General features: G+C 57.7%; 8 protein-coding genes. 1 reads left to right on the forward strand and 7 read right to left on the reverse strand.

Annotation, left to right across the window (positions count from 1 at the left end; translation table 11 throughout):
* Positions 1-170: 170 nt before the first annotated feature.
* Both RR842_RS10035 and RR842_RS10040 read right to left on the reverse strand, forming a co-directional pair.
* On the reverse strand, positions 171-368 hold the full coding sequence (locus tag RR842_RS10035; RefSeq protein WP_332513105.1) for a hypothetical protein: 198 nt from the start codon (positions 366-368) through the stop codon (positions 171-173).
* Between the two features lie 173 nt (positions 369-541).
* Complete coding sequence (locus tag RR842_RS10040) at positions 542-880, reverse strand: CGGC domain-containing protein (RefSeq protein ID WP_332513107.1); 339 nt, start codon at positions 878-880, stop codon at positions 542-544.
* 258 nt (positions 881-1,138) lie between these two features.
* Between RR842_RS10040 and RR842_RS10045 the strand changes: the two genes are divergently transcribed.
* Positions 1,139-1,777 carry a bifunctional precorrin-2 dehydrogenase/sirohydrochlorin ferrochelatase gene (locus RR842_RS10045; RefSeq protein WP_332729656.1) on the forward strand — a complete coding sequence of 213 codons (639 nt, stop codon included), beginning with the start codon at positions 1,139-1,141 and terminating at the stop codon, positions 1,775-1,777.
* A gap of 12 nt (positions 1,778-1,789) precedes the next feature.
* Here RR842_RS10045 and RR842_RS10050 read toward each other — a convergent pair whose 3' ends face one another.
* The 5 genes from RR842_RS10050 to dsrA all read right to left on the reverse strand — a co-directional run bounded on the left by RR842_RS10050 (position 1,790) and on the right by dsrA (position 6,640).
* Positions 1,790-2,272 (reverse strand): hypothetical protein, encoded by a 483-nt coding sequence (locus RR842_RS10050; protein ID WP_332553574.1) that lies wholly within the window; start codon positions 2,270-2,272, stop codon positions 1,790-1,792.
* Positions 2,273-2,415: 143 nt separating this feature from the next.
* Positions 2,416-2,664, reverse strand: coding sequence for a hypothetical protein (locus RR842_RS10055; protein WP_332513111.1), 249 nt, complete (start codon positions 2,662-2,664; stop codon positions 2,416-2,418).
* Positions 2,665-2,794: 130 nt separating this feature from the next.
* Positions 2,795-4,138 (reverse strand): putative sulfate exporter family transporter, encoded by a 1,344-nt coding sequence (locus tag RR842_RS10060; protein ID WP_332553573.1) that lies wholly within the window; start codon positions 4,136-4,138, stop codon positions 2,795-2,797.
* A gap of 170 nt (positions 4,139-4,308) precedes the next feature.
* Positions 4,309-5,364, reverse strand: coding sequence for a dissimilatory-type sulfite reductase subunit beta (dsrB, locus tag RR842_RS10065; RefSeq protein WP_332729658.1), 1,056 nt, complete (start codon positions 5,362-5,364; stop codon positions 4,309-4,311).
* Positions 5,365-5,434: 70 nt separating this feature from the next.
* Positions 5,435-6,640 carry a dissimilatory-type sulfite reductase subunit alpha gene (gene dsrA, locus RR842_RS10070; RefSeq protein WP_332513114.1) on the reverse strand — a complete coding sequence of 402 codons (1,206 nt, stop codon included), beginning with the start codon at positions 6,638-6,640 and terminating at the stop codon, positions 5,435-5,437.
* Between the last annotated feature and the right edge of the window lie 57 nt (positions 6,641-6,697).

Here is a 6,697-nt window from a genome sequence, read left to right on the forward strand (position 1 = left end):
CGATGCCCAACGCCGCACTCAATTCCCCGCACCATGCACGGGCGATCGAGTCCTCCACGTCCCTGGACAATATCTTCACAGACATCCCGGCCCCGTTCCTATCGTATCCAACCCTGCCAAGAGCATCGGCGAGCGCGCCTTCCCTCAGCCAACGCGCTCACCCTGTAAGCTCACTCAGGAGGCGCAACCTTGCCTTTGAGGGCGACGAAGGTTGTGGTGATGTAGAGATATTCAACCTTGTCTTCCATAGCAAGCTCTTTCACCGCGTTGTCGACCGCCCCTTTCAGCTCGCCTATGGCCTTGGCGATCTCCTTGCTCTTAGCCTTCTCGATCGTGTCGAGGTAGGCGAGAACCTTTTCCTTGACCACGGGATCTGCGGGTCCTTTGTCCATGAGAATGCCCCTATCTGACTCGGTTACCGAGTCGTCTGAACTTGGAAAGCTCCACTGCAACGATTAAAGCATTCTGATTTTTCCGTGTAAAATACAATCAATTCATCTTGGCATAAGGAAAAACGATGGCAGCAATTCCATCCGGCGAATCACCAGCCGTGCGTGTAATCGAGCACTTCGACGCCTTCTTCGACGTTTCCCTCCACGGCGGCAATCATCCGTTTTGCAAACGGACACGGATACCCGATGGGCGTGCCCTTGGTGATGCACGACGCGAAGGCGATCGTATCCGCCCCCGCCGCCACGAGGCTCTTCGCCCTGAAAACCGCCTTCTTACCCGGGCAACCGCCACAGGTGGTGAAGCCAACCAACTCGATGGCATCATCAACCTTCGCAAAGACCCCTGTTTTCTCGCGAAGCGCTTGGAAATCCTTTGAGCCGGGGCATACTTCCTCGGTTTGGGCGCAGCGAACAATGCCTAGCTTCATAGTCCCTCCCAAAAACGACTATCCGCCCCTCATCGAGAGAGCGCAATTCGACCACCTGCGGCCTATTATGCGTAAAGGAGTACACATGCGTAAAATACGATATCTTCATCACCTCATCGGATACTTGTATATCAACCTTTCACCTGGCTATATACAAGTTTCGAGAAGGGTTGCAAACACGATGGCGCACGATGTTTTTAGACCGTTTTTGGTATAATAGACGAACCAACGACCAAGCCTTAAGAAAGCGAGAACCCCATGGCGAAGGCGTATCCCGCGGTGCTGCTCCTCGAGAACAAACGCGCTATCGTCGTGGGAGGAGGATCGGTTGCCGAACGAAAGGTCAAGGGCCTTCTCGAATGCGCCGCAGACGTGACCATCGTTTCGCCCCGCATCACCGAGGGGCTTCAGGCGCTGGTGCGCGAATCGCAATGCGCCTGGAAGAAAAAATGCTACGAGGGGTCCGACGTGCAGGACGCGGAGATCGTGTTCGCGGCGACCGACGACGAGGAGGTCAACGCACGCGTGTTCCACGATGCGACGGAGGCGCGCCTCATGGTGAACGTAGCCGACCGACCCGAGCTATGCAGCTTCTACCTGCCGTCCGTACTCAGGCGCGGAAGCCTCTCCATTGCCGTATCCACACAGGGTGCTAGCCCGCTTTTGGCGCGACGCATACGCCTGCAACTCGAGGAGCGTTTCAGCGCCCGCTACGAGGGGTACGTAGACCTTCTGCAAAGCGTGCGGGACACCGTGAACGGCGAAGTGGCCGAACAGGATCGCATGGCCTTTTGGGAGGCAGCCACCGACGGGCGGATTCTCGAACTCCTGGAAGACGGCGATGCGCAAGCTGCCGAAGTTCGCCTGCAAGAACTTGTGTCCTCGTATAGCGCATAGCGCTGCGAGCAGCTATTCGATCGATCCCGTCGTGCGAAGCGTGTCAATGCGCGAAGAGAACTCCTCGACGAGCTCGGGCTGTGCACAAGCCACCATATCGAAGGCCCGCACCAAGCTGGGTTGAAACGTCGGTTCGTCGACAGCAGCGCAGAACGCGTACGAGAAGAACTTTCCAAACAGCGCCGGGCTTCCCGCGATGACCGCCCCTACGATCTCGGGGGCCGACCAATCTATGTTGCCTCCCTCCTCGTTCATGGCCCACAGATGGCGCCGTATGGTTTCGAGGAAGAATTCCGGCATGCACGCAGTGCGCTGCTCCGCAAGAAACCTGATGCAGGAGATGGCCCCCTCATGAAGAGGGCTTTCCGGAGCATAGGAAAGCCGGGTAAGATAGCGCCTCACCCGGTCGGGATCCTGATCGAATAGCAGCAGGAGGGCCCGCTCGTCGCCGCGCTCAACCAGATCGCAGACGCTTTCCTTGGTAATAGGCCGCATAGCGGCTCCTTCCGGCCAAACGCGCGCATCGCATGGCATCTCAAAAGCCCAGACGGAAGACAGCCTCTCGCACAGCCATCTTCCGCCTGGTTTTCAACGTTACGGCACCTGCATAACGAGCGCAACCTGCTCGCGCAGAGCTTCTACAGCATTCCCCACTTGCGCGTGTACTCACTGTAGAGAACGTAGTCGTCCTCAGTGAAGCCAGCCTCGTGGATCTTGGGCAGGATACGTTCGTAGATCATATCCTTGGTTTCAACGTAGATGCCGTCCTTTTTCATGGTAACGTCCCAGTCTGCCTCAAGGCTCAGCAAATACTCCATGAGATCAGCGCTCCGCTTCATGCGATACTCGGTGTAGGTTGCAAGCGACCGAATGAACCCCGGCGTCACCTTTGCCTTCTTGAGCGTTTTCCACGGAGGCTTTTCCTTTGTGCGCCACTCCCCTGATTCAAAGAATGGGAGGAAAAAGCACGGTTCTTGAATGCAGGTTTCTTTCATTGCAGCGTCATCAGCCATGATCTTACATTCCGGCCATGGTCCAGTAGTCGTTTAGCAGAATAGTGGAGCAAACGAAGCCGAGCAGCACATTAACAACAACGCCAGCGGTGAAGGCGGCGAAGGGCTTCCAGCCGGTCTTCGTCAACTCACGGAAGCGAGTTGTCAAACCGATGCAGAGGAAGCACAGGGTGAATGCCCAACCGCGGATACCCTGCAACGGAGACACGATACCGCTCTTGATTGTGCTGTAATCAACACCGGCGGTAGCGCTTACGAACGTGATGAGCAAGGAGGCGATGAAGAAGCCTATAACGAACTTCGGGAAACGCTCCCAGATAACACCCGCAGAGGGCTTCTGGCGCGTTCCGTCGGCCTTCTTGGCCTCCCACACTGTAACGGAGATGATAGCCAGGATAAACGCCCACACGCCGACGAATATGTCGCGGCCGACTACCTTCATCAGCGTGAAGGTAGTGGTGGCACCGTCACCGAACTGAGCCGCAGCAGCGATACCAGCGGCGTCGGCGAACTCAGAGGTGCCAATCCAAGCGCCCGACGCACCATCGGAAAGACCCAAGGCACGGCAGACAATGGGAAGCAGGAACACCATGACGGTAGCCCAGATGACAACCATCGAAATAGCAACGGATACGTGCTCCTTCTTGGCATTAACCGAACTACCAATGGCAATGGAAGCCGAAACGCCGCAGATGGAGCCACCAGCACCCAGTGTGGCCGCAAAGGGCTTTTCCAAACCGAGGGCCTTGGTAGCCACGAAGTAAATGACCAAAAACGTGGTAACAGCCACAACGGTAGCCTGCAGCAGCGCAACCGGACCCGACTGGAGAATCAGGGTAAACGGAACGCTGGAACCCAACAAAACGATACCGGTCTTCACATAGAATTCGGTGCGCATGCCTGCATCGAACCAATCCGGGATCTTAATAATGTTACCCAAAATAATACCGAGGATAAGCGCCAAAACCGGGGCCTCCAGGTTCAGCGTCTTCATAATGTTCCAGGAGCCAAGAATCTGGACGAATACGCCCATCAGGTACAACACGGTGAAGCCAGCGATGAACTTGCCTACCGGCTGGCCCATAATTTTCATGGCAATGGTAAAAAGACCGCCCATCGCCACATAAAGAATCAGCAACTTCGGCAGCAGCGGAGCCACCATGCCAGGCATATCGCCGATACTTTCATACGCCTTAAACGATACGTTTACAATGCCAAGGGTGCTGCCGGCATACCATAGAAGCATGGCGACTAGCGTAACACCGAGACCAATCCATACGGCCCACCAGTCTTCCTTCAGAATTAAGCTCTTCAGGCCCGACCCGTTGGTCTTCGTATTGTTAGTCATGTACTTCACTCCCCTTAGATCTTTGATAGGAATAACCTTGCAGTTCAACCATTAAGGTATCAATGATGCCTATTCCTCTTTTTTCGCACACGCAGCGATAGCGATACAACTATCGCTGCGTGCACCATGCCGCCGCCCCCTCCCAAGGACAACGGCATGGACAGCATTTGCTAGTACTTGAATGCCGCAGAGGTTCTGAACGACTCACGCGAGAAGATGTAGTCGTCGATCAGCTTGTCGGAGAACGGGATGCCCGTGATGGAGAAGAAGCGCTCCCAGCCGATGCGCTCAACCCACTCGCCCAGACGCTCGCCCTTGTGGGCATTGCGCACCCAGGCCTCAACGATGCCGCGAACAGCCTCGGTCATCTCCGGCCAGCGCGGCGGGTTGTTCGGCAGGAACGGAATGACCATGCGCGAGAAGCTGGGATCGGTGCGGGCATTGGACACCTTGCCGCCGATCAGGATGGCCAAGCCGTCGTTCTGGGCGTCCATGATGTGCATGCCCGGCGACATGGTGTAGCAGTTGCCGCAGTACATGCAGCGCTCGTCGACCACCTTGACGCTCTTGTTGGCGGGGTCGGGGCGGATGGCACCGGTGGGACAGCAGGCCACCAGGCTGGGGATCTCGGAGCTCTTGCGCACCTGCTCGTGGTTGATACGGGGCACGGTGCGGTGGATGCCGACCACCGCGATGTCGCTGCAGTGGGCCGCGCCGCACATGTTCAGGCAGCACGCCATGGCGATGTGCAGCTTGTTGGGCAGCTGGTCGGTGGTGAAGTACTCGTACAGGTCGTCCATGATAGCCTTCACCACGCCCGATGCGTCGCTGGCGGGGGTGTGACAGTGCACCCAGCCCTGCGTGTGCACGATGTTCGAGAGCGAATTATGGGTGCCGCCAACCGGGTAGCCCCGCTCGTTACACTCATCGACCAGGGGTTCCACGTTCGCCTCGTCGGAAACGAGGAACTCGATGTTGTTGCGGCTCGTGAAGCGCAGGTAGCCGTCGCAGTATTTGTCGGCAACCCCGCACAACTCCCTGATGGAGTCGACGGCCAGCAGGCGCGGCGTACCCACGCGGACGCTGTAGAGGGCGCCGGCGGGGCCCACGTGCTTCAGCACGCCGGGCCGGGGGTACTCGTGGTACAGCCACTTGCCGTAGTTCTCCTGGATGATCGGGGGCAGGAGTTCCTTGTAGGAGATAGGACCGTTGTCAGTTTTTGCCACTGAGGATCACCTCGTCTTTCTGAATCTAAAGCGCGATCGGCATCCGAATGCCGAGGGCGCGGACGTTTTCCTACTCGCTTGGGCTGGCCTGCTCGATTTCGTCCTTTGGCCAAAACACGTACGGATTCGCACGGGGGCGATACACCATCTGCGGCACGGCCGGCAGACCGACACCGCGTAGGAACTCACCCATGCCAACACGGTAGATGGTCTCGCCCAAACGCTCGCGCGTCTTGCCGTTTTCATCCCACCAGTCCCAAATGCGGTTGCAGAGATCCTTGAACTCCTCGTAGGGAGCGTCCATCTTCATGAAGGGAACCAGCACCCAAGACATGAAGGCCGACTTCACGATGGTGGACTTCGCACCCACCAGGATGGTGGCGCCTTTTTCCTTACCCTGGTGCACGGCCTTGCCCATAAGGTTCACGCAGTGCATGCAACGCGTACACTCCTCGCCGTTCACCGTAAGTTCGCCGGTAGCCTCGTCGTAGCTCAGGCACTGGGGCGGGCATTTCGCCACGACCTCTTCGCGGATATTCATACCGCCCTCGGCGTACTTCTTGACCTCGTCCTGGTCGATGGTGATGGAGTCGCGCCACGTGCCGATGACTGAGATGTCAGCGCGCGCGGCGGCGGCGACGCAGTCGTTGGCGCAACCCGACATCTTGATCTTGGACTTGTAGGGCCACATGGGACGGTGCAGCTCGTCTTGGTATTCGTTCGTGACGTCGTAACACATGTCCAGCGTGTCGTAGCAGGCGTGCTCGCAGCGGCCCGGTCCCACACAGCAGCTCGGAGAACGCAGGTCGGAGCCCGATCCGCCCAGGTCCATGTCGTGCTCGGAGAGTTCGTCGAACGTGGGCTGCAGCTCCTCAGTCTTCATGCCGAGCAGCACCACGTCACCCGTGGAACCATGCATGTTCGTCAGACCCGAGCCGTGCTTCTCCCAAATATCGCAGATGTCGCGCAGCTTGTCGGATGTGTAGAACCAGCCGCTCGGAGCCGACACGCGCATAGTGTGGAACTCCCTGAGGTTCGGGAACTCCTCGGGCAGGTCGGTGTAGCGACCGATAACGCCGCCGCCGTACCCCTTGACGCCCACGATACCGCCGTGCTTCCAGTGGCCGATCTTGTCCTCGTAGGACCGCTCTAACAAGCCGAGCAGATCCTCGCTCATCTCGTTCTTGTCAGCCGCGCGTTTGATCTCCTTGACAAAACTGGGCCACGGACCGTTCTCCAGCTCGTCTAGCTGGGGAGTTTTGCTTTTTTCAGCCATAATCCCTCCTATAGTTAGTTACGTTACATTTTGACCTCTTCAATCGAACCGTTCAGA

The organism is Gordonibacter sp., from assembly GCF_036667095.1.
Lineage (GTDB): Bacteria > Actinomycetota > Coriobacteriia > Coriobacteriales > Eggerthellaceae > Gordonibacter.

What these genes read in the sequence shown, in the direction of transcription:
- RR842_RS10040 (WP_332513107.1), bottom strand. Translation starts at nt 880, where the DNA reads ATGAAGCTAGGCATTGTTCGCTGCGCCCAAACCGAGGAAGTATGCCCC.
- dsrA (WP_332513114.1), bottom strand. Translation starts at nt 6,640, where the DNA reads ATGGCTGAAAAAAGCAAAACTCCCCAGCTAGACGAGCTGGAGAACGGT.
- RR842_RS10060 (WP_332553573.1), bottom strand. Translation starts at nt 4,138, where the DNA reads ATGACTAACAATACGAAGACCAACGGGTCGGGCCTGAAGAGCTTAATT.
- RR842_RS10045 (WP_332729656.1), top strand. Translation starts at nt 1,139, where the DNA reads ATGGCGAAGGCGTATCCCGCGGTGCTGCTCCTCGAGAACAAACGCGCT.
- RR842_RS10050 (WP_332553574.1), bottom strand. Translation starts at nt 2,272, where the DNA reads ATGCGGCCTATTACCAAGGAAAGCGTCTGCGATCTGGTTGAGCGCGGC.